Source organism: Bacillus sp. z26, assembly GCF_058313635.1.
The window spans coordinates 565,540-589,841 of record NZ_JBZFQM010000001.1; the positions used below are offsets into that span (position 1 = coordinate 565,540).

The 24,302-nt window shown below is 37.5% G+C and carries 24 protein-coding genes; 9 read left to right on the forward strand and 15 right to left on the reverse strand.

Annotation, left to right across the window (positions count from 1 at the left end):
* Positions 1-7 precede the first annotated feature (7 nt).
* The 4 genes from AC4G3K_RS02610 to AC4G3K_RS02625 all read left to right on the forward strand — a co-directional run bounded on the left by AC4G3K_RS02610 (position 8) and on the right by AC4G3K_RS02625 (position 3,048).
* Positions 8-697, forward strand: a complete 690-nt coding sequence (locus AC4G3K_RS02610; protein ID WP_491132386.1) for an ABC transporter ATP-binding protein — start codon at positions 8-10, stop codon at positions 695-697.
* Positions 694-1,518 (forward strand): hypothetical protein, encoded by an 825-nt coding sequence (locus AC4G3K_RS02615; protein WP_491132387.1) that lies wholly within the window; start codon positions 694-696, stop codon positions 1,516-1,518. The genes AC4G3K_RS02610 and AC4G3K_RS02615 overlap by 4 nt, the downstream gene beginning before the upstream one ends.
* 12 nt (positions 1,519-1,530) lie before the next feature.
* On the forward strand, positions 1,531-2,760 hold the full coding sequence (locus AC4G3K_RS02620) for a hypothetical protein (RefSeq protein WP_491132388.1): 1,230 nt from the start codon (positions 1,531-1,533) through the stop codon (positions 2,758-2,760).
* A gap of 84 nt (positions 2,761-2,844) precedes the next feature.
* The gene (locus AC4G3K_RS02625) at positions 2,845-3,048 is read left to right on the forward strand and encodes a hypothetical protein (protein WP_491075731.1); all 204 of its coding nucleotides are present in this window, start codon (positions 2,845-2,847) and stop codon (positions 3,046-3,048) included.
* A gap of 72 nt (positions 3,049-3,120) precedes the next feature.
* Here the strand turns inward: AC4G3K_RS02625 and lepB are convergent, their stop codons facing one another.
* Complete coding sequence (gene lepB / locus AC4G3K_RS02630) at positions 3,121-3,669, reverse strand: signal peptidase I (RefSeq protein ID WP_491132389.1); 549 nt, start codon at positions 3,667-3,669, stop codon at positions 3,121-3,123.
* Positions 3,670-3,856: 187 nt separating this feature from the next.
* On the opposite strand from lepB, the gene AC4G3K_RS02635 reads away from it, so the two are divergent.
* Complete coding sequence (locus tag AC4G3K_RS02635) at positions 3,857-5,512, forward strand: glycosyl hydrolase family 28-related protein (protein ID WP_491132390.1); 1,656 nt, start codon at positions 3,857-3,859, stop codon at positions 5,510-5,512.
* A gap of 97 nt (positions 5,513-5,609) precedes the next feature.
* Positions 5,610-6,479 (forward strand): hypothetical protein, encoded by an 870-nt coding sequence (locus AC4G3K_RS02640; protein WP_491132391.1) that lies wholly within the window; start codon positions 5,610-5,612, stop codon positions 6,477-6,479.
* Positions 6,480-6,563: 84 nt separating this feature from the next.
* On the opposite strand, the gene AC4G3K_RS02645 is transcribed toward AC4G3K_RS02640, so the two are convergent.
* Positions 6,564-6,752, reverse strand: a complete 189-nt coding sequence (locus AC4G3K_RS02645) for a hypothetical protein (RefSeq protein ID WP_491132392.1) — start codon at positions 6,750-6,752, stop codon at positions 6,564-6,566.
* Between the two features lie 311 nt (positions 6,753-7,063).
* Between AC4G3K_RS02645 and AC4G3K_RS02650 the strand changes: the two genes are divergently transcribed.
* Together AC4G3K_RS02650 and AC4G3K_RS02655 are read left to right on the forward strand one after the other, a co-directional pair.
* The gene (locus tag AC4G3K_RS02650; protein WP_491132393.1) at positions 7,064-8,377 is read left to right on the forward strand and encodes a TrkH family potassium uptake protein; all 1,314 of its coding nucleotides are present in this window, start codon (positions 7,064-7,066) and stop codon (positions 8,375-8,377) included.
* A 16-nt stretch (positions 8,378-8,393) separates the two neighbouring features.
* Positions 8,394-9,047, forward strand: coding sequence for a potassium channel family protein (locus AC4G3K_RS02655; RefSeq protein ID WP_491075737.1), 654 nt, complete (start codon positions 8,394-8,396; stop codon positions 9,045-9,047).
* A gap of 399 nt (positions 9,048-9,446) precedes the next feature.
* Here AC4G3K_RS02655 and AC4G3K_RS02660 read toward each other — a convergent pair whose 3' ends face one another.
* The 7 genes from AC4G3K_RS02660 to mce form a co-directional block, all read right to left on the reverse strand.
* The gene (locus AC4G3K_RS02660) at positions 9,447-10,208 is read right to left on the reverse strand and encodes a glucose 1-dehydrogenase (protein WP_491075738.1); all 762 of its coding nucleotides are present in this window, start codon (positions 10,206-10,208) and stop codon (positions 9,447-9,449) included.
* A 719-nt stretch (positions 10,209-10,927) separates the two neighbouring features.
* Positions 10,928-12,655 (reverse strand): ribosomal protection-like ABC-F family protein, encoded by a 1,728-nt coding sequence (gene abc-f, locus AC4G3K_RS02665; RefSeq protein ID WP_491132394.1) that lies wholly within the window; start codon positions 12,653-12,655, stop codon positions 10,928-10,930.
* Positions 12,656-13,058: 403 nt separating this feature from the next.
* Entirely contained in the window at positions 13,059-14,471 is a 1,413-nt protein-coding gene (gene gnd / locus AC4G3K_RS02670; RefSeq protein ID WP_491075740.1) for an NADP-dependent phosphogluconate dehydrogenase, read from the reverse strand.
* A gap of 86 nt (positions 14,472-14,557) precedes the next feature.
* The gene (locus AC4G3K_RS02675; protein WP_491075741.1) at positions 14,558-15,829 is read right to left on the reverse strand and encodes a DNA polymerase IV; all 1,272 of its coding nucleotides are present in this window, start codon (positions 15,827-15,829) and stop codon (positions 14,558-14,560) included.
* Positions 15,830-15,936: 107 nt separating this feature from the next.
* Positions 15,937-17,064 carry a tripeptidase T gene (locus AC4G3K_RS02680; protein ID WP_491132395.1) on the reverse strand — a complete coding sequence of 376 codons (1,128 nt, stop codon included), beginning with the start codon at positions 17,062-17,064 and terminating at the stop codon, positions 15,937-15,939.
* 287 nt (positions 17,065-17,351) lie between these two features.
* Positions 17,352-18,896, reverse strand: coding sequence for an acyl-CoA carboxylase subunit beta (locus AC4G3K_RS02685; protein ID WP_491132654.1), 1,545 nt, complete (start codon positions 18,894-18,896; stop codon positions 17,352-17,354).
* A 6-nt stretch (positions 18,897-18,902) separates the two neighbouring features.
* Positions 18,903-19,319 carry a methylmalonyl-CoA epimerase gene (mce, locus tag AC4G3K_RS02690; protein ID WP_491132396.1) on the reverse strand — a complete coding sequence of 139 codons (417 nt, stop codon included), beginning with the start codon at positions 19,317-19,319 and terminating at the stop codon, positions 18,903-18,905.
* Positions 19,320-19,473: 154 nt separating this feature from the next.
* On the opposite strand from mce, the gene prli42 reads away from it, so the two are divergent.
* Positions 19,474-19,569 carry a stressosome-associated protein Prli42 gene (gene prli42 / locus AC4G3K_RS02695; RefSeq protein ID WP_139063836.1) on the forward strand — a complete coding sequence of 32 codons (96 nt, stop codon included), beginning with the start codon at positions 19,474-19,476 and terminating at the stop codon, positions 19,567-19,569.
* A 28-nt stretch (positions 19,570-19,597) separates the two neighbouring features.
* Here the strand turns inward: prli42 and AC4G3K_RS02700 are convergent, their stop codons facing one another.
* The 6 genes from AC4G3K_RS02700 to AC4G3K_RS02725 all read right to left on the reverse strand — a co-directional run bounded on the left by AC4G3K_RS02700 (position 19,598) and on the right by AC4G3K_RS02725 (position 24,242).
* Positions 19,598-20,131 carry a L,D-transpeptidase gene (locus AC4G3K_RS02700; RefSeq protein WP_491132397.1) on the reverse strand — a complete coding sequence of 178 codons (534 nt, stop codon included), beginning with the start codon at positions 20,129-20,131 and terminating at the stop codon, positions 19,598-19,600.
* Positions 20,132-20,182: 51 nt separating this feature from the next.
* Complete coding sequence (locus tag AC4G3K_RS02705; RefSeq protein ID WP_491132398.1) at positions 20,183-21,154, reverse strand: aromatic acid exporter family protein; 972 nt, start codon at positions 21,152-21,154, stop codon at positions 20,183-20,185.
* An 83-nt stretch (positions 21,155-21,237) separates the two neighbouring features.
* Positions 21,238-21,960: an amino acid ABC transporter ATP-binding protein gene (locus AC4G3K_RS02710; RefSeq protein ID WP_491076237.1), complete on the reverse strand. Its 723-nt coding sequence runs from the start codon at positions 21,958-21,960 to the stop codon at positions 21,238-21,240.
* The gene (locus AC4G3K_RS02715; protein ID WP_491132399.1) at positions 21,960-22,613 is read right to left on the reverse strand and encodes an amino acid ABC transporter permease; all 654 of its coding nucleotides are present in this window, start codon (positions 22,611-22,613) and stop codon (positions 21,960-21,962) included. Before AC4G3K_RS02715 ends, AC4G3K_RS02710 begins: the two co-directional genes overlap by 1 nt.
* A gap of 69 nt (positions 22,614-22,682) precedes the next feature.
* The gene (locus AC4G3K_RS02720; protein WP_491132400.1) at positions 22,683-23,468 is read right to left on the reverse strand and encodes a transporter substrate-binding domain-containing protein; all 786 of its coding nucleotides are present in this window, start codon (positions 23,466-23,468) and stop codon (positions 22,683-22,685) included.
* A gap of 336 nt (positions 23,469-23,804) precedes the next feature.
* Positions 23,805-24,242: a BrxA/BrxB family bacilliredoxin gene (locus AC4G3K_RS02725; protein WP_491132401.1), complete on the reverse strand. Its 438-nt coding sequence runs from the start codon at positions 24,240-24,242 to the stop codon at positions 23,805-23,807.
* Positions 24,243-24,302: the final 60 nt, after the last annotated feature.

Here is a 24,302-nt window from a genome sequence, read left to right on the forward strand (position 1 = left end):
GGGCACCATGTTAGAGGTAAAAAATTTAACAAAAAAATTCGGCAGAAAAAAAGTATTAGATGACGTTAGTTTTACAGCAAACAAAGGGGAGATTACTTGTTTGATTGGTATAAACGGTGTTGGTAAAACCACGGTTATGAAATCGATCATGGGTCTTACCCCCATTAATGGAGGAGAAATTCTAATAAATGGAGCCAAACGAACGAAGGAATCATACGAGAAGATTACATTCATTCCTGATTCATTAACGATGCTTTCACATTTCACCATTGTAGAGGCAATGGATTTTATGAACGATTTTTATGAAAGCTGGAACCAGGAACGCGCTGACGAATTACTGATCTTTTTTAAACTGGATGAAAATGCACGGATTTCAACTTTATCAAAAGGAAATACCGCAAAGGTTAATCTGTTGTTGGGATTAGCGCAGGACGTAGATTATGTCCTAATGGATGAACCCTTTTCCGGGATTGATATTTTCAGCCGTGAACAAATCGCGGATGTTTTTACAAGCCACCTGATTGAAGATCGCGGTGTTATTATTACGACACATGAAATCAACGATATTGAGCACCTCATTGATAAAGTAGTTTTGTTAAATAACGGTGTCGTTTATAAAGAATTTAACGCTGAAGAGGTTCGGACGAATGAAGGTAAGTCTGTCGTAGATGTGATGAGAGAGGTGTATATACGATGAGTCGCTTTTTTAAGCTTGTGAATATGGAATTAAATCGGTTCTCCAAAATATTATATGGGATGATTATGGGTGTCTTTATTATACAGGTTGCTGGTTTAATCATTCAGGCTAAAGGCTACATGGACAGGGCAAATGATTCCTTAATGACTGGAATCCCTAAAGAAACCTTTATCGAAGAAAATGGACTATTTGGAATGGCTGACTATGTAGGTTCTATGCTATTTAATGCCCCAATTGCTTTATGTGCCGGCGCCATTTTCTTATATATTTTTCTGATTTGGTACCGTGACTGGGCCGGTAAAGGTTCATTTATCTATCGTTTATTGATGATTCCTACTTCCAGAATGACCATCTATTTTTCAAAATTAACAGCTTTAATGCTACTCGTTCTCTTATTAGTATCCGTTCAGTTAATTTTCCTTCCAATCGAGTCAAAAATTCTGGAATGGTTTATATCCGCTGATTATTTGAATGAAATTTCAATTGTTAGTTTAGTAAATAAATCTTTCTTAAGAATTCTTCTTCCGCAGACTTTAACACAATTTATCTTGTACTACGGTGCAGGTTTTATCACTTTAACCATCCTCTTTTCTGCTATACTGCTTGAACGCAGCTTTAAATGGAAAGGCATTCTTCTAGCCATTGTGTACGGCGTTGTCGTTGTGGGTGCATTTATATTACCTATTAGTCTAATGTTAGGTAAAACGAATTATTTCTATAATTCAGAAGTTGTTATGATTGAAAGTGCAGTTGGCATTATTATTGGAGTGTTCTCCATCTTACTCAGCCGTTATTTATTAAATAAGAAAATCACTGTATAAGGAGAGGAAACAATGAAAAAATATCGTAATTCAATCGTGATTCTGCTTGTTGCCGTGCTATCTCTTTCTGTTTTTTATGTAAATCAGGCTTTTTCCTCTTCTGACCTTCCTGATCTTTACATTAAACAAACTAATGGAGACGCCAAACTATTGGATACAATAACCCTAGAAGCCAGTTATGAAGATCTTACATTTACAGAAGATGTTGAGGTTACTAAAGAAGGTTCTCATTATCGGTCTGATTTATCCTTTTTTGAGCAATTAGATTATTGGGAAAAGAGAAAAGATACATCTGAGATGAGAGATTTAACTGATCGATATTCTTCTTTTATGAGGGGGAAAACTACTAATACTCAGCTCTATAATGATACGAAACAAATGATTTATGTCGACTCCAACTATGAATTTTCCTCCGATCAAGGAATGTATAATTTCAGATTCAAAATTGATCAGCTAAACGAGAAAACAGAGGATACAAGTACTTTCGAAGTGAAAATACCAAATCAAGGAAGTTCAAACTATATTGAAATCCTTGATATCCAAATCATCATGAATGAATTACGTGTAATGACTCTTAGTGACAGTATGGATGAAGACGGAAGAATCCAGCTTCATGAATATACGATTGACCTCAAAAAGCAGAAGTTAGTCGACGACAATTCGATCTTAATTACAGAAAAACAAACACCTCAAAAAATCTTTTATATAACTGGATTAACAGACATTAATCCAACTCAATCTAATCCTTATTTTTTATACCAATTAGAAAAAACGATTCTTGATGAGGATGGGGAGAACATTCAAATGGTCAATCGTGAATTATATGCTTACAACTACAAAACTGGAAGATCAGAACAAGTAAAACTTCCGGAAGATTTGGCGAAACAACTTTTACAAGATGACGCCCATTATCTAGCTTATGACTTTCGTTCTTTATATACTTCCACTATTAAAGAAGAGAATGAGAACAAAGCAGTTAACATGCTTAAGTATGATTTGGAGAATCAAAAAATCACGAATAAATATACTTTTCCATTGGAACCAAACACTTATGAACACAATATGGAATTATATCAAAACAAGATGATTATTACTTATAGAGGCGAACTAAAGCAGCCATCTATAAAAATATATAATTTCGAAGACGATAAATCCATATTCGATGGCAAGATTGAGATGAAAAACAAAGATTCAAAAGTGAACTACAAGGATATCCATATTTATCAAGTAAACGGTCTATGAATCAACTAAATTTTATCATTCATTTGTTTTGAGTATCTTAAAAAGGGAATACAACAACCAAACGATAATTTGGAGGTATTTTCCATGTATTATGTTTATTTTGAAACGGAGCCAAGACTTCTGCATGAAGGTACTAAATACAACGTGGAGGTTCCGACCAGAGAGCTGCAGGACGAGATTGCCAGTGACCTCGAAAAATACGGCGAGGTCTTCAATGTGAAAAAACTGGATGCTCCGGTGGATCAATTCCCAGTGCTGACAAAAGAAACCTATAAACGGAATATTTAAGCTAGAAAAGATGAATCGGCCTTGAGCGATTCATCTTTTTCAGCTTTTATGGGGATTCTCTCCCCTACTTTATCAATCTGTTTTCCGCGCATATTTAAGCGGTATGATTACATATTCACATGTACCGACGATATCATCCTTATCTATGTAGCCAAGCCCATTGCGACTGTCTCTGCTATCCCAGCGATTATCCCCCATCACAAAATAATGATCCTCCGGGACATTCACTGCATCAAAGTCACCTGTCCTATTAATCTTCAGTAGATCGACTTCCTCTTGTTCCTCCGGCAGATACGGTTCTTCTTTTTTCTTCCCATTGATATAGAGCGTATCATTCTCTAGTTCAACCTGTTCACCAGGTAACCCGATAATCCGCTTCACATAATATTTATCCTTCTTATCATCTTGAATCACCACGATATCCTGATGGTCAACTGAACCGTTATATGCCGCGAACTTATTGACTAATACTTTTTCGTTGTTATAAAGCGTTGGTTCCATGGAGGCTCCTTCTACAATAAAAAAAGAGACGAAAAATGTTTTGACAACATAAGCCAACGCAATGGCAAATGTGATAGAGATGATCCAACTTCCTATTTCAGTCTTAAATATCTTTCGCAATTGGAGTCTCCTTCTTTCAGCAAATTTCCCGGTTGTTGCAGTACATATAAACATTATAATTTATACCCATATAATATGGTAAGATACCTACAAATGACATTACATTTTGATTACGATTAATATACTTGGGCAAAGGGAATACACTAATATCTATTCTTCATACTTATCGTGAGGTGTAAAACTCATTATGCTGTACTTATCCAAAAATCATGATCCCAATAAAAATGCCATTCTCTTATCCAAATGGATTCCGTTAAATCATACCGCAGCAAGTCTGGCAAAAGAGACCCATAAATTACTAGAAGAAACATTAACTACGTTTATCCCCCTTTCTGAAGGCCGCATAAAGCCTGAAAGAAATGTAAAATATGCTCTGCCTCGCCTCTTACTGACAACGAGAAAACAACCCCATCTTAAAAATCCTCCTGGCTGTACCATTATGGATGGCCATCCTTTTCCTGAGTGGAAAAAGAAATTGGATAAAGAATATCAGCATCTAAATCAAAGAATTAAGGAGCAAGTTAACATTACTGATTATGGTGCTGTTGGGGACGGGATAACAGACAATACGAAAGCATTTGAAAACGCTCTTGGCAGCGGGAACAGAATGGTTTATATCCCGGAAGGTGTTTTTATCACAAAGGGCCTTAAACTCCCCTCCTATACATGTCTGGTCGGTGAGGGCAAAGATAAAACGATTCTTAAATTAGCCAATGAATCTCCTAAAAAAGCTATTCTTATTACGAACGCAAACCCGATTCGCGGCAATCATCATATTCTCGTGCAGGGAATGACACTTGACTGGAATGTGGAAAGATTTCCAGAGGATACTCATACAAGTGCTGGCAACAACAATTCCAGCTGTTTAACGTATGCTCATGTTACCTATGGCTGGGTGAAGGATGTTACAGCTCGAAATGCCGGCTTGCATTGTTTTGATGTTTCAGCTGCCTACTATACGTATTTTGGAGACGGTACTCGCTCACGATGGTCGAGTAAATATATATGGCTGGATCATCTTAATGGATATGGTTTTGGAGATGATGGGATAACTACACATCACAGCAGCCATATCTTAATTACGAACAGTCATATGTGCGATCCAAGCGGGAGAGCCCATAAAAAGGGATTTTCCAATTCCAATGGGTTTGAAGTAGATGACGGTTCTGATGACGTTTGGCTGATTAATAATTCTTCAACCAGATGCTTTGGAGGAGTTGAAATCAAAGCACATGAAACAGCATCAGCTGCTTCCAATGTCCATATTATCGGGCATATTTCAATCCATGATAATCGTTCTTATAACTTTAGGCATATTGGACATCATCTTAAGTCAGAACCACAATCAAAATCAGCCTATAATATAACAGCAACGAATATAGTGGCGATCTCACCTATTTTCACTGATCTGTATGTAGGATCTACACCACGTTGCCTTGTTATATCAGCCTATCAGAATGTAGTTATTAATCACTTCACTCTGCTTGGTGACCCAAATTATGACTATCAACAGAATCCTATGGTTGCTATTCAATATAAATCCCGCCATATTACGCTTAAAAATCTGACCATCGAAAATTTTCAAACTGCCGGTACAGATATAAAAGTAGTTGGCGGCAACCAGCATACCGATCACATCCGTTTAAACAATATCACTATTAAAAATTCCGCCCCGATTGCCATAGATATTGGGAAAGGTGTGACGCAAGCAGCAATCTCTAAAGTTCGGGCAGAAACAAAAATTGGGGGAATTGCGATTAAAACAGCCAATCATACAGCTGACCTGGACGGTATTCAAACGAGTGGATATCACACTCCCATTGCCGTTGCCAATAAAAAATAATTAAAATCTAATTTTCAAGAATAATCCTCCCCCTCTTTGCATATATATTTATGATTAATTTAACTCTTGTCTGCAAAATGCAAAGAGGTGACTATTTGTGAATCGGATTCTAAGTTTCCTCAAACAATTCCTTTTATCGATTAAAGAAGTAATAAACGACGTACTGACATTTATCTATTATGGTGGACTGATTTTCATCATGGGTTGGACCCTTTATCAATTGATATGGGGAGATGTGAAACCTATTCCTTTATCAACGGCTGTACCCGCCACATGGTGGACAGAGTATGTGATAAAACCTTTGATATCCTCCACCTTTCTGCTCACGATCGTGAAGGGGATTTTCTTGTTATCAGTCTGGGTTATTTTATTTTTAATTATCCCCAGCACAACAAGACAGCTCAAACGCTTTAAGCTATTTCAAATGGAATTTGAAGTGGAAGATAAAGAAACAGCAGCTGTGGCCTTTATTGAACTGCAAAGCTCAAAAGCAACCCTCCTGTCAAGGATGTATTCAGATGCCAGTATCGGAAAATTGTTTACATTTCTCGATGAAGAAACGATGAAAGTCGATTATGTTTCGGCTCTTGCTTACTTTTTGGAGGACTTTAAAATCAGCTATAAGCAAAGATATAATATTACCTTTGAATGTGTAACCAAAGACTTTAATCGCCTTACTGGAACGGAGCTAAATTATGCCGAACTCTCAAAAGAAACAGGCGATCCAGAAGTGTTAAACTGGGATGCTCCTCTTGCTAAATTGAAGAAAAACAGGCTTGTTTTCCATTTCAACTATCGGGGAAGTGAAAAAGTAACCATATTGTCAAGCTACTCCTCTCAATTTGATGTGATAGATAAACAAAATATCTTATTTTTACATTATGCCCTTATGTATCAAGCAGAAAATATTGAATATGCTCTCATGATTGAAAAAGAAGAATGGCCCTTTGTTAAAACCCCTACCTAAGGGGTTTTAATTTGTTTACTCATCAAAAAGACCCTTATTCACATGTAATAAGGTCATAATTCCTCCTATTCTCTGACGAATGACTTAAATATAATGCCTGTTTTTTTGAAATTGCTGAGAATATTTCTTTAACATGTCTTGAACCACCTTGTTGTTGGATGCGAGTTCGGTTGGATCTTTTGCACTTAGTTGCCCCATTTGCTTTTGACTAAAGGGTTTAGCAAACTTCTCTCCCTTTTTATACCGCTCATATAAATTTTGGATATTGTCCATAATGGTTCCCCTCCCATCATAGTCCTCACTTATTTATATTCAGTTCTCTAGAAAAATCGCCATCTATTTGACTAGTTAACTAGTATTTTTTTAATTAGTAATATTCTGCCAAGATGAACATAAATAAAAATTTATATTTCTGTTTTAAATTTCGATAAATTGTGATAGAGTAAAAAATTGTTTAGTAAACCCTTTAAAAAAATGTTATTTGGTGTTTTATTATGAGATATAGTACGATGTAACTGTTACTAAAGGTTATATTATAGTTAAATAAACCAATTTAACAAAGAAGAAATGGAGATTAAATAAAAATGCAGCAAAGCAAATCTTCAATCCACTCATTCCGGCAAATATTCTTCCTATACATAGGTTGTATCATGTTATTTGCATTTTTATTATGGATACCACAGTCCAATTTCGGCGGATTATCGATAATGGATTCTTTATTTCTGTCAACCAGCGCATTAAGCGTAACGGGGCTGACTCCAATAGATGTAGGAACAGAATTAAACAGGGTCGGGCAGTCCATCTTAATGGTGGAAATGCAGCTTGGCGGTATTGGGATTGTTGTATTAATCAGTTACCTATTTGTCGTGATGGATAAGAAGATTACGGTATCAAGTATGCTTCTTTTATCTAAGGATCAAAACCAATCAAAACTCAGTTCCATTACATCGCTTGGAGTTTCGGTTTTAATCATTGCGTTATTAGTAGAAACAGTCTGTTTCCTTATTTTATTAGGGGAAATACGACCCCGATATGATAATTTTTGGGATGCAGTGTTTGTTTCTGCTTTTCATGCAGTAGCCAGCTTTACAAATTCCGGGTTTGATTTGTTCGGTGATAGCCTGATCTCATTTAAACAAAATCATCTTTTCCTGTTTACGACTTCTATAACGATCTTTTTAGGAAGTCTTGGCTACCCAACATTGGTGGAATACTTTTTATCCTTTAGACGGAAGAAAAGTTTGTTTACAAAAATAAACATTCGTCTTCACTCGCTCCTCCTTTTCATCGGTATGGCTATATTCTTTATATTGGAATCAAATAATACATTTGAAGGACTATCAATTTTGGAAAAACTATCAAATTCATTGTTTTTTTCAGCAACAGCCAGAAATGGCGGGCTTACAACTATTGATGTGTCACAGGTAACGATCACTACCTTTTTATTGCTTACCTTATTTATGTTTATAGGGGGAGCATCCTCGAGTACAGGAGGCGGTATACGATTAACTACCTTTGCTGTATTGCTCTCTAAGGTATTGGCGGTAGCCAAATCTCAAAAAGAAGTTGTCATCTATAAAAAAACAATTGCTCAGGAAGCAGTCGATAAATCCTTTATGGTATTCTTCACTTTTATTGCATTGTTTTTTGGTTCTACCATTTTATTAACCATGCTGCAACCACAGCCATTGGAGCCATTAATGTTTGAAGTATTATCCGCACTGACAAATACTGGATTATCCTTCGGTATTACTACAGAATTGACACCTGTTTCAAAAACGGTTTTAATCACATTGATGATTATCGGACGCATAGGTGTGTTCAGTTTTATCTATACCATTTTTAAAGTGGATAAAGTTAAATCAAGATACTTAAAAGAAGACTTAGCTGTAGGCTAAAAAGGGGACATTATTTATGAAATCATACCTAGTCATTGGAGCAGGAAGATTTGGTACAGGCATCGTAAAAGAGTTATACAGTCAACATTGTGAAGTCATTGTTTCTGATCGGGATGAAAAAAATCTAGAAAGCTTAGATGAATATTCGACTCATGCAATCGTCGGCGACTTCCGTGATCCACTCGTGCTCGATGAATTAAAAATCGATCAGTTCAATGCAGTCTTTGTCGCGATAGGTTCTGATGCCTTTTCAGCTATTTTAATTACGAAGAAATTGAAAGAAAGAAAAGCAAAAAAGATTATCGCTAAAGCCAATAACCGAGAAATTGGGGAGATTCTAAAAAGCCTTGGTGCGGATCGCATTATCTTGCCAGAGGAAGAGGCAGGACGAAAAGTCGCACGCCAGGAATTATTAACAGGTGTTATAGAATATATTGAAATCACTAAAGATATTTCTGCAATTGAAATGGAAGTACCTGAAATGATGCATGGAAAGTCCTTGAACGAGCTTAATTTTTCACGGAAATTCGACATAACCGTATCCTTGGTCCTTCGTAATGGCTTGCCTATATTATCTCATTTTGCTGATCTCAAATTGCAAGAGGGAGATGACTTCTTACTTATCGGTTCCAATGCCAGTATTGAAAAATTTAAAAAGAAATATAAATAAGACAAGTTTGCCTGTTAATCACGCATGTGAAACAGATTATGTTCCCTATTATCCCCTAGATAGTACACGTTCTACCGGTGAAAATAGAATAGTTTTCTGTAACATGTTAAACAAGCACCATATGACCGGAATCACATTGAATTCTATAATGATTCGATGGATTCCATTCTTTTTATTTCATGCTTCTATCTGATCCCCTATCTCATTCACCATTTACTTACTTTTAATTCCATACATCCTCCAAGTGAACGTACTAGTTTAATCACCTTTAAAAATGCAAACTATGAAATTAGCAAAATAAAAAAGCTCCCCTTAGATAAACAGTTATTTGTCTGTTTGCCTAATGGGAGCATTTCACATAAATATTTATTTAACTTTCATTACTGTAATAGGAAATGATTAGTAAGCAGACCAACCTGCATCAGCAGCGATTACGACACCATTAATATAGGAAGATTCTTTACTTGCCAGGAACAGAGCAATGTCTGCAATTTCTTCTGGTTTAGCGGCACGCGGCATTAAATTTACACCACGTGTAGCATATTGCAATCCTTCCATATCCATGCCATCCGTTGAGCTAGTTAACCCAGTTTCAACTTGAGCCGGTGCGATTCCATTGCAACGAATACCTTGTGGCCCATAATGTGAAGCGATATTCTTTGTCATGCCTGTGACAGCATGTTTAGCCGCAGTATAAGTAAATCCTCCACGTCCGCCTGTTAAACCTGTAATAGAGGAAAGATTCACAATCACGCCGCTTCCCTGTGCCTGGAAGTAAGGCAACACTTTACGGGTACTGCGCATGACACCGCCAACATTGATGTCCATAACCCTGCTCCAAACTGCATCTTCTACATTATGAGCAGCCTGCATTCTATCTAATACACCGGCACAGTTGACTAAAATATCAACGCGATCAAATGCAGCTACTGTTTCTTCTACCATTTTTTGAACATCTTCTTCAACTGCAACATTAACTTTTACACCTATTATCTCGACACCTTGCGATTTAAATTCATTGACAGTCGCCTGCAATGCTTCTCCATTGAAGTCAGCAATTACCAGCTTTGCTCCTTCCTCTGCATAACGCGATGCAATTGACTTTCCGATACCGTTTGCCCCGCCTGTAATAATAGCTACTTGATTTTGTAATCTTCCCATTGTTCATCCTCCTAAGCATTTTTAATAATTTTTTAATTAGCTGTTTGCATGTTAAACTACTAATCCGAGCGATGTATTCTACAGTTTCCTTCTATGGATGATTTATTCATTTGGTAACTTTAATAAACATTAGATACATGTAGTATTAGTATCCTCATATATTAAATTTCAGGATTCATTTTAGAGATTCATCGCTCAAATCCAAACCACAAATCGGGCTTACTAAAGATCACTGATCTGCTTTTCTTTTGAATTATGTATTTCTCTATTACAATTAAACTATACATGATAGATTTTTAAATTTCAAAACATTCATGTTATTTTATAATAATTATTTTCGCCTAATGAAATGAACAGTTGCAATAGAATTTAATACATTTTGGATAGATAATATACTAATTGTTTTATAAACCTTGTATATAGTATGTCACTAATCGTTTTTAAAGCAGGACAGAATGCTGCCCATTGACTAGTAACAAACACATCCTTTTGAACTGTTATATTTCATAGAAAAGACCTTATTGCGAAAAGGATACAATAAGGTAAAATTTTATTATGTGCAAAAGTAAATACAATCATATACACGCACTCAATCCAATATAGGATTGTTACTCCTACCTAGAATTCATGCCCACTAATAACTTAACAATCGATCTCATTGTACCTCTATCCTAAGTTACTGATAAAGCCGCCCACTTCTTAAAATTCTGGTTAAATGCCTAATTTCTGCTTCTATTCAACAGAGCCTTCTGATCAACCAATCGTTTAAATTCTTTATCCAATGCTTCAAATTGGGAATCACCTGGTATTAACATACTCAATGTACTTAAGACCGCAGCTAAATTCGTTTCAACAATCATAAGTTCTTCTTCAATCTGCTTATCTGATGCAGGAATCTGTTCGTTCGTTTTCGGGTTGCTGCTCTCAACACGCCGAATGATCTTTTCATCAATAACCAATAGCTTATTACAGAGACGTTCAATCAAATATTGATCATGCGAAACAATTAATAAGGTGCCGGCAAATGTAGAAAGGGTCTCCTCTAATTGCTCTCTGCTAGGCAAATCGAGATGATTGGTCGGTTCATCGAGAATCAGTAAATTGTACCCCTCCAACAGCAATTGAATTAGCTTAATTTTCGTACGCTGCCCCATCGATAAGGAGGAGATGGGATCTTCTATTTGCCTTGCTGTAAACCCCAGGTTCGCAAACAGAGTTTTTGCCTTGTAAATAGAATCCCTGTCATATAGACCAAGCGCTTCGAGTGGTTTCTTATGGACAGGAAGATCTCCCACATCCTGACTTAAGTAACCGATTTTTAAAGTAGGACTTTTCCATAACTCTCCCCCGCTAACTGGCTCTTCATCTAAAATCATCCGTATTAATGTAGTTTTCCCCGCTCCATTTGGACCAATCATTCCAATAGATTCTCCATGCTTCATGTAAAAATGACTACTTTGGAAAATTGTATGATCTTTATATTTCTTTTTTAAATTTTTTGCTTCCAAGATTCGTTTGCCACGCTTGTCAACCACCTGAAATTCAAATTCAATCTTCACATCATCAGTTGGCTTTTCTATTCTATGTTTTGCAAGCTCTGCTTCCAGCCTTTTTTGCTTGGATTTAACCTGTATATCCATTTTTTTAGCCTTAACACGATAATATTCCTTTTTGCCCATCAGCTTTCTTTCAGAAGCAGTGCCTTGCTTTGTGGAGTCACGATGAGCTTTTTCTGACCAATTTTTTAATTGATTCATTTGCTTTTCTATCCGTTTGACTTCTTTTTGTTGATGAACATATTGATGCTGTTGAATTCTTCTATTTTCTTCTTTTTGTTTTTTATAGGCACTGTAATTCCCTGTGTACTCGTGCACAATTCCTTCCTCAATTTCAACTATACGGCTGACTGCCTGGTCCAGAAAATAACGGTCATGAGAGATCATAATGACGGCACCGTTGTACAATGCTAATTCGTCTACCAACCATTTAATCCCTTCCAGGTCCAAATGATTCGTTGGTTCATCAAGAATCAATAAATCTGGTTCGGTTGACCAAATAGATGCGAGCGCAAGCTTTAAACGTTCACCCCCGCTTAAATGATCCAAACGTTCTGGATCCCAGTCTTGCGCCCCTCCCAATCCAAGCTGACTCGTCAGCTCAAACATCCCTGCCTCAGCACCGGACTCCATCATGGATTGAAAGATATCGGCAGTATACTCAATCGATTGCCGTAAATACCCTATACTGACAGTCTCTTTGCCAAACTTTATATTGCCTTTGTCCGCTTGGATCAATCCTGTCATGATATTAGCCAGCGTTGTTTTCCCCGTGCCGTTATAACCAATCAACCCGATTCTATCTGCAGATTTTATCTCCATATTTATATTCTTTAAAATAGTTCTTTCACCATAGATTTTCTTTATTTCTTTCAGACTGAGTATATTCATTCCAACCACCTCTTAAATTTGGCAATAAAAAACCCTCCAACAGAAGCCTGCTGGAGGGTGTATGAACAACGTTGTTTATCGTCAGAGGTATAATAAATAGGCCTGCACGAGGGGCAGTCGAATTCTTTTATACTCTTTTCAATGAAAGAACGTGGTATGGGCACACTAATCCAATTTTCAGGCTTCTGTTTTTTATTCAAAAAACATCGCGGAAAATCAAATTAGAATTTCATCGTCCCAATATCAGTCCTTCACCATTTATTATTTACAGTATATGTCAGTTGATTGAGTTATGTCAAATGGGTCTTTATCAATCTGATGATGAATGACAAAAGTCTTTCGTTATACCAAAAAAAGCAGCCTAAAGATTCTCTGATCTTTAAACTGCTTCTTTTGTTGTTACTTAAGATTCCATCCATTCAGTATGGAAGATACCTTCTTTATCTACACGCTCGTATGTATGAGCGCCGAAGTAGTCACGTTGCGCCTGTAAAAGATTCGCAGGCAATGTTTCAGCACGGTAGCTGTCATAATAAGATAATGCAGCAGTAAAGCATGGAACAGGAATACCAGCTTGAACAGCCGCTACAATGACTTCACGCAATGCTTCCTGATAGCTGATTGCGATTTCTTTAAAATAGTCGTCAAGAAGTAGATTATTAAGGCTAGGGTTGCGGTCATACGCATCTTTAATCTTCTGTAAGAATTGTGCACGAATGATACATCCGCCGCGGAAGATCATCGCGATATCACCATATTGAAGATCCCAGTTAAATTCGTCAGACGCAGCTTTCATTTGGGCAAATCCTTGTGCATATGAACATATTTTACTTAAGTATAATGCTTTTCGAATCGATTCGATAAAGGCTGCTTTATCCCCGGTAAATGCCTTCACTTCAGGACCTGTTAATATTTTAGAGGCCTCCACACGTTCTTCTTTTAACGCAGATAAGAAACGTGCAAATACCGATTCAGTAATGATAGGAAGCGGTACACCAAGGTCAAGAGCACTTTGGCTTGTCCATTTTCCCGTTCCTTTTTGGCCTGCTTTATCAAGGATTACATCAACCATAGGTTTGCCTGTTTCTTCATCTTTTTTCGTAAAGATATCAGCGGTAATCTCGATTAGATAGCTGTCCAGTTCGCCTTTGTTCCATTCAGAGAACACTTCATGAAGTTCTTCAGCGTTCAATCCAAGAATATGGCGTAATAATGAATAAGATTCAGAAATCAATTGCATATCTCCGTACTCAATTCCATTATGGACCATTTTTACATAATGGCCCGCTCCATCCGGTCCAATATATGTACAGCAAGCATCATCGCCTACTTTAGCGGAGATTGCTTTTAAAATCGGAGCTACAAGCTCGTACGCTTCCTTTTGGCCTCCAGGCATAATAGAAGGTCCTTTTAATGCACCCTCTTCACCGCCGGATACACCTGTTCCAATAAAATGGAAACCTTGCTTGCTTAGTTCTTCATTACGGCGCTGTGTATCTTTGAAGAATGTGTTCCCGCCGTCAATTAGAATATCACCTTTATCAAGATAAGGAGTTAATTGCGCAATGGTTGCATCAGTAGCTGCGCCGGCTTTCACCATAATCAAGATTTTACGCGGTGTTTCCAAAGAATTTACAAATTCTTCAATTGAGTAGGTAGGATGGACATTTCTGCCTTCCGCCTCTTTCATCATAGCATCTGTTTTTTCAGATGAACGATTATATACTGAAACGGAATATCCACGGCTTTCAATATTAAAAGCTAAATTCTTGCCCATTACGGCAAGACCGATTACACCGATTTGTTGTTTTTCCATCTGTAAACATTCCTTTCATTGTTTTTTCGCTATACTAAACCGTATTAACTTTAGCAATTTTACACTATTTGCGCAAGTACGATGAATTAGTTTTCCTTGTCATTCCGGGGTTTGGGGCGTTTTAAGAAATCCTTGCTAAAACTTGTGTTGGCGTCTACTTGATTGCTATTTATTTCTATCCCTTTTTGAATAATTTTATCCCCAAACTTCTTAGTCAACTTTTCCATAGCCGTATCCAATTTGACTTCTTTTTCGTCCTGAACAAACGAAAAAATGTCCAATTGTTTGATTGCTTCTTGTTGCTCCACAACTTCATTTGCTGTTACGCCCAATAGCCTTACAGGATTTCCATTCCAATGCTTTGTAAAAAGATCTCTTGCATGACCATATAAATCTTCGGCTTTATTAATTGGATTTTGCAAGGTTTTGCCTCGCGTTATGGTTCTTCGGTCCTTATAGCGAATCATAATTTGGACTTTCATGGTCAGCAGTTCCTTCTTCTTTAATCGGGCGGAAACTTTTTCACTTAAACGCTCCAAAACAGTGAATAATTCCTGCTGATTTGTTACATCTCTTGGCAGAGTCGTGGAATTGCCCACACTTTTAAAATCATAAATCGATTCAGGGTCTACTTCGCGTCTATCAATTCCATTTGCTCTTTCTTTTAAGCGTATGCCATTTATACCAAGCAGCTTTTTTAGAGAGACTTCATAGGCAATAGCCAAATCACCAATCGTATGAATATTTAATGTAGCCAGCTTTTCGGACGTTTTTTGACCAACACCATGCATCTCACCAACTGGCAGCTGCCAAAGTTTAGCCTGTACTTCACGCTTTCTCAGAATCGTAATTCCCATTGGTTTTTTCATATCAGAAGCGGTTTTGGCCAGAAACTTATTTGGAGCTATCCCTATACTGCATGGCAAATCCATCGTTTCCAAAATCCTTTTTTGAATCGTATGAGCTACTTCTACGGGTGATTGGTTCTCACAATAATCAGTAATATCAAGATAGCCTTCGTCAATGGACACTGGTTCCACAAGCGGTGTATACATTCGCAACAGGTCAAAAATCGCCTGTGATGCCGTGCGATAACGGTCAAAATTAGGTTCCATCAGGATAAGGCCGGGACAGAGCTTCTGTGCCTGCCAAATAGGCATAGTTGTCTTGACACCAAATTTACGAGCTTCATAACTGCATGTGACAATAATCCCTCTTCTTTCCTTAGCATTCCCGGCTATTGCCAAAGGTTTTCCTTTTAATTCAGGATTATGGGCCATTTCCACAGAAGCATAGAAGCTATTCATATCCACATGTAAAATGACTCTTCCGCCTTTTTTAACTTGACGTTGTTCCATCTCTTTAAACCCTCTTATCCCTTATATTCACTGTTTAACTGGAGCTAAACACATTGTTTATGTAAAATTGCCACCGGTACAATCCAGTGGCATCATGCATACTAGCATTATTTAGATGGATTTGCTACTTCTTCGATAATCGCCAATACCATTTCGCCAAGTTTATTCAGCTCAGAAATTGGCATTTTCTCACTTGTTGTATGGATATCTTCATAACCGACTGCAAGGTTTACTGTAGGAATGCCATGTCCAGCGATTACGTTTGCATCACTGCCTCCACCGCTGTGAAGAAGTCTTGGTTCACGGCCAATTTTCTCAGCTGCTTTTTTAGCGACTTCAACCACATGATCACCATGGTCATATTTGAATCCAGGGTACATAACTGTGACTTCCACTTCAGCAGAACCGCCCATTTCAGCAGCAACGGATTCAAAAGCATCCTTCATTTTAGCAACTTGAGCTTCCATTTTTTCAGGAATCAAAGAGCGTGCTTCCGCAAGAATCTCTACATGATCACAAACGATATTTGTTTGTGTACCGCCTGCAAAGCGGCCGATATTTGCAGTTGTTTCTTCATCAATTCGTCCAAGCGGCATTTTGGCAATTGCTTTCGCCGCCATCGTAATCGCAGAAACACCTTTTTCCGGCGCAACGCCTGCATGAGCAGTTTTTCCTTTAATAATAGCTTGAACTTTTGCTTGTGTAGGGGCAGCAACAATAATGTTACCAACCGCTTCATCACTGTCTAATGCAAAACCATATGTAGCTTTAATAAGAGAACGATCCAATACCTTTGCACCAACTAAACCGGATTCTTCTCCTACCGTGATGATGAATTGGATTGGTCCATGTTCAATGTTATTTTCTTTTAATACACGAATGACTTCAAGCATAACGGCTAGGCCAGTTTTGTCATCCGCTCCAAGAATAGTCGTACCATCAGATACTATATAACCATCTTTAATGGAAGGTGTGACGCCCTTGCCAGGAACCACAGTATCCATATGGGAGGTAAAATAAATCGTGTCAACACCTTCTTTGGTGCCTGGTAACGTACAAATTAAATTGCCTGCTCCAAAACCTGTAAGTTCCTTTGCATTGTCTTCATATACATCGAGTCCAAGAAGGCTGAACTTATCTTTTAAGATTTTAGCTATTTGACCTTCGTTTTTTGTCTCAGAATCAATTTGCACCAATTCTAAAAATTCTTGTAATAATCTCTCTTCATTAATCAATTGTCTTCCTCCTAACCAGGAATAAGTTACTTTATAAGTATACCGATGTTTCTTCCATAAGAAAAGAGTTGGCGCCCCGACATGGGGTAGACAGTTTTTCCCTTTATGAATGAATAATTCGAATTTATTCTTTCTATTTTTCAGAACCGATCTATTCGTTACATTTTTTGAGTCTTTAAGACTCTTTATTCAGCTTAACCTATTAGATATGGTGATAAGCATGTGCCCTGAAAGCTAATTTCCTCTCTTCCAAAAAAAAAGAGCCCAGAACTGGACTCTCAAATGGATCAAAGCGGAATATTTCCATGTTTTTTTTGCGGCCTTGACTCTTTCTTTGTCCGAAGCATCTCCAAAGCCTGGGCCAGTTTGATTCGGGTTTCCCTTGGATCGATGACATCATCCACCATCCCTTGACTGGCCGCGACATAGGGATTGGCAAACTTTTGGCGATATTCATCAATTTTTTGTTGGCGTACGGCTTCAGGATTATCACTATTATTAATTTCTTTAGCGAAAATGATATTGGCTGCTCCCTGAGGTCCCATCACCGCGATTTCAGCATTCGGCCAAGCATAGACCAAATCCGCTCCAATTGATTTGCTATTTAAGGCAACATAAGCTCCCCCATATGCTTTTCTGAGAATCACTGTTAATTTAGGGACAGTAGCTTCCGAGTATGCATATAAAATTTTGGCGCCATGTCGAATGATTCCTCCGTGCTCCTGTTTAATACCCGGAAAAAATCCCGTTACATCCTCAAATGTAATGAGCGGAATATTGAACGAATCACAGAACCGAATAAATCTTGCCGCTTTATCGGATGAGTTGATATCGAGCCCGCCCGCCATATATTTCGGCTGATTACATACCAACCCGACGGTCTCACCTTTTATTCTCGCTAAACCAATCACCAGATTTCGCGCAAAACTCTCTTGTATTTCAAAGAATGAATCTGAATCAACTACTTCCTTTACTACCTTCCTTACATCATAAGGGCGAATTCCATCATAGGGTACCAAATCAGCAATATCAGGACAATAATCATTTTCATCATCATTCCATTCGCTGACAGGGGGAAGTTCTTCATTATTTAAAGGCAGATACGAGAGGATTTTCCTCACCATATGTAATGTTTCTTCCTCTGTTTTTCCTTCAAAATGTGCATTACCACTAATGGAATTGTGGACTTTCGCACCGCCCAAATCTTCTGAACTGATTTTTTCCCCTGTAACTGTTTCAATTACCTTTGGACCTGTAATGAACATCTGGCTCGTTTGATCGACCATAAAGACAAAATCAGTAATTGCCGGAGAATAAACTGCTCCTCCTGCACATGGCCCCATAATAACAGATATTTGCGGAACAACTCCAGAGTATATAACATTCCGATAAAATACTTGCCCATACCCATCCAGTGAAGTGACGCCTTCCTGGATCCTTGCTCCGCCTGAATCATTCAATCCAATGATAGGTGCTCCATTCTTAGCCGCCAAATCCATAATGGACGATATTTTTTTGGCATGCATCTCACCTAGCGCACCTCCAAATACAGTAAAATCCTGTGAGAAAATATAGACCGGTCTGCCATCGATTTTGCCATAACCGGTTACAACTCCATCGCCCGGTCCCTTTATCTGATCCAAACCAAAGTCTTTATTTCGATGTTCTACAAATGTATACAATTCGACAAAGCTATTTTCATCTACCAAAATGTCAATTCTTTCTCTGGCTGTCAGCTTCCCTTTTTCATGTTGCTTCTCAATTTTATCAAATCCACCGCCAAGCTCGATATCAGTTTTTCTGTCATACAGTTCGGTTATTTTTTCATACATATCCACTTATTTATTCCTCCCATTTGGGCTCTCTACTAACTCTACTAAAACCCCTTGTATCGACTTAGGATGTATAAAAGCTATTTGTGTATGATGTGCACCGAGTCTGGGTTCTTCATCAATCATTCGCAGGCCGTTATTTTTAAGTTCTTTTATTCTTTCTTTTATATCATCTACTTCAAGTGCAATATGATGAATGCCTTCCCCTCTTTTTTTGATGAAATTTGCAACAGCACTTGTTTCATTCAAAGGTTCCAATAATTCTACTCGCGTATTGCCAGTGGATAGAAATGCGACCCTCACTCCTTGGCTTTTAATAATTTCCTCTCCTTCATTCACCATACCAAAAATTCCTTCATATAAAGGAAGCGCTTTCGAAATAGAATGAACAGCAATCCCAATATGATTAATTCCCTTTTGCATACAAATCCCCCTTTATCTTCCTATTTAAATAATAGAACATTCTTAATATTCTTTAAAGAAATTTTACTTAAATAGTAAATGAAATTTTTATACTTGAGGAGTTTTGCTAAACATAGTAGTATCAAATAGAAGAATATAAAGGGAGTGTAACTCTATGTCCAAGAAGCGTACACAAAAAATTATTGTATATATTATGATCTTTACGATGGTAGCAGTTACTTTATTATCTGGTCTTTCAGCCTTCTTATAAAATTAAAATAAACCTCATCTAATTCTCTTTAAGGAGAGTCAGATGAGGTTTTTTCGTACATGGCATGAAATAATTTGGCATAGAATGAAGGTGATTCAGAATTGTTATAGATATACACCTTCGTTCCAAGCGGGACTGATTCAAAAAGAGATTCGACCTCTTTATTTTTCATTCTGATACAGCCTGCAGATACATTTTTTCCAATCGATTCCTCTCGGTTCGTTCCATGAATCCCGTAGATTCTTCCATTCGTTTCATGAGCGTCCATACCCATCCATCTTGAGCCCAGTGGATTTCTCGAATCCTTCCCTGGGATTCTCTTCCTGGAATATTCCGGATCTTTAAATTTTGTGATAATCGTAAATAATCCCTCGGGTGTGTCTTCATTGTTCTTGCCAGTTGCAATTGAAAATTGATATTTTTCCTGATTTTCAACAAAAAACACGAGCTGATGAGTCTTTTTATTAATCACAATAAATGGATCCCCGGGTATGGGATTGGGGCCTAAAGGCCATATCGGCGACATTATATGCATCAATAACCAAAGCGACATCCATCTCATAAAAAACCCATCCTTTTATTGTTTAGGATGGGCTCTAAGCCTATTTTTCATTCATCTCTTTGATTTGGAATTTGGCAGCGGCTTTACTGTGCTTTTGATAATTAGATAGTCCTTTAATTCTTTAATGAGCTGAAAAAGGGCTGCCCGTTTCTCAAAATCCTCGAAGGAGGTCGGGATTTCTTTTTTCTTCAATTCTCCCACTAATTCCTCAAGCATATCTATGTATTCGTGAGCTGTATTATGATGATGGACATTATCACTTAAAAAACCAATGTATTCTCCTAAATCATGACTGACTTCATCCCCTGATAGGTCCATCTTAGCCGCTAAAGGTAGTATTCTCTTTAGGATACTTAACTGTTTTTCACGGAGTTTAAAATAGTGATAATACGAGGCATCATCTACTATTTTATGATTTTCTTCCTCCAGTGCCGCATAATAGACAGCTTTCCGAACTAAATCTTCTGCTTCTATGATTTCTTTGCCGCTCCAGACACTCTTCCCAGTATCCAAGTATTCACTTAGTTCCTTCAGTATAATGCTATAGAGCTTTTCAATTTCTTCTCGGTACTTTTCCAGTTCCCGCTCCATGTTTGGCATATAAAAGTTAACCAAAAAAGCAACTGTAATCCCGATTACTACAAGTAAAAATTCGTTAAGCAGACTTGCTAATGTGATCGATTTTGAAGCGTATAAATGTAAAATAATAACACTGCTCGTTACAATACCGCCAGATATGTTTAATGCTACTGTAGTTGGAATAAAAAACAACAGCATTAATCCGATGGCAGGTGGTGTATATCCGAGAAGTTCAAAAAATGCATAGGAATAAACCATCGCTAATGAACAAGCAAAGAACCGTTCACCAGCAGCCCTAAATGATCGTTTTTTTGTTCTCTGGATACATAAAATTGTTATAATTCCAGCGGAGGCGAAGCTTTGGAGCCCTATAAGTTGGGCTACATAAATAGCAATTGGCGTTCCTATCGCCGTTTTAATGGTTCGATAACCGATTTTAAACATAATAGAAGCAACCTTTCCGGCAATTTGAATGCAAAAAAGACGCCCTGACATCAGACCATCTTTTTAAACATAGCATAAACTTTTTAAAGTACCTTTTGCAAGAAGTCTTTGGCACGCACGGATTTGGGTTGAGAGAAAAACTCTGCTGGAGGAGCATCCTCGACTATTACGCCCCCATCCAAAAACAATACTCGATCGGCCACTTCCTTGGCAAATCCCATTTCATGCGTCACAATTGCCATTGTCATACCAGAAGTCACCAGCGACTTCATAACTTCAAGAACTTCTTTTACCATTTCAGGATCAAGTGCTGAAGTCGGTTCATCGAACAGCATAATTTCAGGCTTCATGGCCAGTGCTCTTGCAATAGCTACCCTTTGTTTTTGACCGCCGGAGAGACGCTCAGGATACACATCCGCTTTATCTTGCATTCCGACTTTCGCGAGTAGTTCCATTGCTTCCTTTTTCGCTTGCTCTTTTTTTACTTTGCGGACCTTTATTGGAGCATAAATAATATTTTCCAAGACCGTTTTGTGAGGAAATAGATAAAAGTGCTGGAAAACCATTCCTACATTCTGGCGCATGGCCAAAACATCTGTTTTTGGTGCCGTAATCTCCTGATCCTTTATCCAAACTTGGCCGGAAGTTGGTTTTTCCATTAAGTTCAAACAACGGAGAAAGGTTGATTTACCGGAACCGGATGGCCCAATAATAGCAATTACTTCCCCCTCTTTTATCTCTGTTGAAATTCCTTTAAGGACTTCCAGCTTTCCATATCTTTTATATAGCTCATTTACTTTTATCATCAATGCTGTAACCTCTTTTCAAGCATTTTTCCGATCAGCGTTAAAATCATAACCAGTACGTAGTAAATTAAACCTGCAAAAAGAAGCGGCTCTAAATATTGGAAGGTTTGACCCCCAACTTGATAGGCACGTCTCATGATATCCATTACGCCAATAGTTGTAACAATCGCTGATTCCTTTGTAAGCGTAATGAATTCATTCATTAAGGCAGGTAAAATATTTTTATATGCCTGCGGCAGGATGATATTGGCCATCATGCTGCTGTATGGAATACCAAGCGCCATTGCTGCTTCCCTTTGGCCCTTATCGACTGCAAGAACTCCCCCACGAATAATTTCGGAAATATATGCAGCTGAGTTTAAAGAAAATGCAAGTACTGCTGCCCAATACCCTTCAATCTGAAATCCAAATAATTGCGGTGAAGCAAAATAAATAATCATTAATTGAAGAACTAACGGAGTACCTCTAAATATGGATGTATAAAAATCAGATATCCAAATAAGAGGCTTAATTGTCGTTATTTTGCACAAAGCTATAATTGTTCCAAATAAGAAACCGAACAGGGCAGCCAGCGCTGCTATTTGTAAGGTCGTATAAACACCTTCCAGTATATAAGGCATGGAAGGAATAATATCTGTAAAATCAAGATTCATAAATTTTCTCCTATCTATTTAATAAAAAGAAAAATTCCAGAAAGGGATCTCTCCCTTTCTGAAATTTTCTTATTCAGCATTTCCGCCAAACCATTTTAAAACTAACTCTTCCAGTTCTCCATTTTCTTTCATCTTTTTCAGCTCTGCATTAAATTGATCGCGCAATTCACTGCCTTTTTTGAAAGCAATAGCAGATCCAACTTCTTCTGCATCTCCTTCAAGAAGGAAACCGGTTAAATCCTCATTCTTTTCAAGATATCCTTGTGCCACCAAATCTTCAATAATGGCAGCATCAAAACGTTCAGATTTTATTTCCTGTACTAATTCAGGAATTTTGTCACGGTTTTCAACCGTCATTTTTGTTGTTTTAGATAATTCCTGAGCTTTTTCTTCTTGAATAGAACCCATTTGTACCCCGACAGTTTTATTTTCCAGGTCTTTAACAGATTCGATCTTGTTAGCTTTTGAAGTGACAATCATATGGTTCGCTGTGTAATAAATATCAGAGAAATCCACATTCTTTTCACGCTCCTCAGTTGGAGTCATCCCTGCCATAACAAAATCAGCTTGTCCATTTTTTACGGCCGTTACCAAACCGCCAAAATCCATATCGACAACCTGTACTTCATAACCAAGTTTACCAGCAATCGCTTTTGCCAAATCTACATCAAAGCCAATAATTTCTTCACTTTTCGCTGTATCAATATATTCAAATGGCTTATAATCAGCCGATGTCGCCATTTTTAAAACTTTTTCATTTCCAGAACCACCATTTGATTCTTCCTTACTGCCACAGGCCGTTAATACTGAAACACTCAATACTACTGTCAATAAACTAAGTAACCACTTTTTCATTGTCCTTTACCCCCACTATATTATGTTTTCATGCTGATAGTATTATGGTTGTACACGAATAAACTACCAAACTATTTTTAAGAATCCAATTGATTATATATACAACAAATTGTATTTTAACACATAAATACTGTTTTGCAAAATATTTAATATTATATTAGAATAATCTATTTATTTACTATAAACAGTGTAATTCTTAAATAATCCCTAAAAAAAGAAGTGCCATGAATAGACACCTCTTTGATAAAGTTATATTTAAATTATTTATAAAAATTATTTTTATTCAGTGATTTTAAATATAGTTCCCTACATCTACATAGTTTATATCGTTTACTTTTAAACTTCTTCACAATATTCATCAAAAGCTTTTTGCAGGTTTTCAATTACTTCTACTGGTTCATGCCCCTCAATCTCGTGACGCTCGACCATCTTAAGGATTTTACCATCCTTCAATAAAGCGAATGACGGAGAGGAAGGCGGATAACCCGTAAAATATTCTCTCGCTCTGGCAGTAGCTTCTTTATCCTGACCAGCAAAGACGGTTACCAAATGATCCGGCCTTTTATCATAATTCACTGCATGATAAGCAGCAGGACGAGCAATACCTCCAGCACACCCACAAACAGAGTTAACCATTACCAACGTCGTTCCCTTATTATTTAGTGCCTCATCTACTTCTTTTATTGTTGTTAATTGTGTATAACCTGCATTTTGTATTTCCTCACGCGCCTGGCGAACCACATCATTCATGAATAAATTAAAATTCATGCTCACTTTTACATCTTCCTTTCTAACAGAGCTATCTATATAGTATCAGAGCAGCTGTATTTTATA

Excerpts from the sequence above, each read along its gene's own strand:
- mce (WP_491132396.1), bottom strand. The coding sequence starts at position 19,319 with ATGCAAAAGGGAATTAATCATATTGGGATTGCTGTTCATTCTATTTCG.
- AC4G3K_RS02700 (WP_491132397.1), bottom strand. The coding sequence starts at position 20,131 with ATGAGATGGATGTCGCTTTGGTTATTGATGCATATAATGTCGCCGATA.
- AC4G3K_RS02610 (WP_491132386.1), top strand. The coding sequence starts at position 8 with ATGTTAGAGGTAAAAAATTTAACAAAAAAATTCGGCAGAAAAAAAGTA.
- abc-f (WP_491132394.1), bottom strand. The coding sequence starts at position 12,655 with ATGAATATACTCAGTCTGAAAGAAATAAAGAAAATCTATGGTGAAAGA.
- AC4G3K_RS02635 (WP_491132390.1), top strand. The coding sequence starts at position 3,857 with ATGCTGTACTTATCCAAAAATCATGATCCCAATAAAAATGCCATTCTC.
- AC4G3K_RS02625 (WP_491075731.1), top strand. The coding sequence starts at position 2,845 with ATGTATTATGTTTATTTTGAAACGGAGCCAAGACTTCTGCATGAAGGT.
- AC4G3K_RS02705 (WP_491132398.1), bottom strand. The coding sequence starts at position 21,154 with ATGTTTAAAATCGGTTATCGAACCATTAAAACGGCGATAGGAACGCCA.
- AC4G3K_RS02660 (WP_491075738.1), bottom strand. The coding sequence starts at position 10,208 with ATGGGAAGATTACAAAATCAAGTAGCTATTATTACAGGCGGGGCAAAC.
- gnd (WP_491075740.1), bottom strand. The coding sequence starts at position 14,471 with ATGGAAAAACAACAAATCGGTGTAATCGGTCTTGCCGTAATGGGCAAG.
- AC4G3K_RS02655 (WP_491075737.1), top strand. The coding sequence starts at position 8,394 with ATGAAATCATACCTAGTCATTGGAGCAGGAAGATTTGGTACAGGCATC.
- AC4G3K_RS02650 (WP_491132393.1), top strand. The coding sequence starts at position 7,064 with ATGCAGCAAAGCAAATCTTCAATCCACTCATTCCGGCAAATATTCTTC.
- AC4G3K_RS02715 (WP_491132399.1), bottom strand. The coding sequence starts at position 22,613 with ATGAATCTTGATTTTACAGATATTATTCCTTCCATGCCTTATATACTG.
- AC4G3K_RS02685 (WP_491132654.1), bottom strand. The coding sequence starts at position 18,896 with ATGTATGAAAAAATAACCGAACTGTATGACAGAAAAACTGATATCGAG.
- AC4G3K_RS02645 (WP_491132392.1), bottom strand. The coding sequence starts at position 6,752 with ATGGACAATATCCAAAATTTATATGAGCGGTATAAAAAGGGAGAGAAG.
- AC4G3K_RS02710 (WP_491076237.1), bottom strand. The coding sequence starts at position 21,960 with ATGATAAAAGTAAATGAGCTATATAAAAGATATGGAAAGCTGGAAGTC.
- AC4G3K_RS02615 (WP_491132387.1), top strand. The coding sequence starts at position 694 with ATGAGTCGCTTTTTTAAGCTTGTGAATATGGAATTAAATCGGTTCTCC.
- AC4G3K_RS02620 (WP_491132388.1), top strand. The coding sequence starts at position 1,531 with ATGAAAAAATATCGTAATTCAATCGTGATTCTGCTTGTTGCCGTGCTA.
- AC4G3K_RS02675 (WP_491075741.1), bottom strand. The coding sequence starts at position 15,829 with ATGGAACAACGTCAAGTTAAAAAAGGCGGAAGAGTCATTTTACATGTG.
- AC4G3K_RS02720 (WP_491132400.1), bottom strand. The coding sequence starts at position 23,468 with ATGAAAAAGTGGTTACTTAGTTTATTGACAGTAGTATTGAGTGTTTCA.
- prli42 (WP_139063836.1), top strand. The coding sequence starts at position 19,474 with ATGTCCAAGAAGCGTACACAAAAAATTATTGTATATATTATGATCTTT.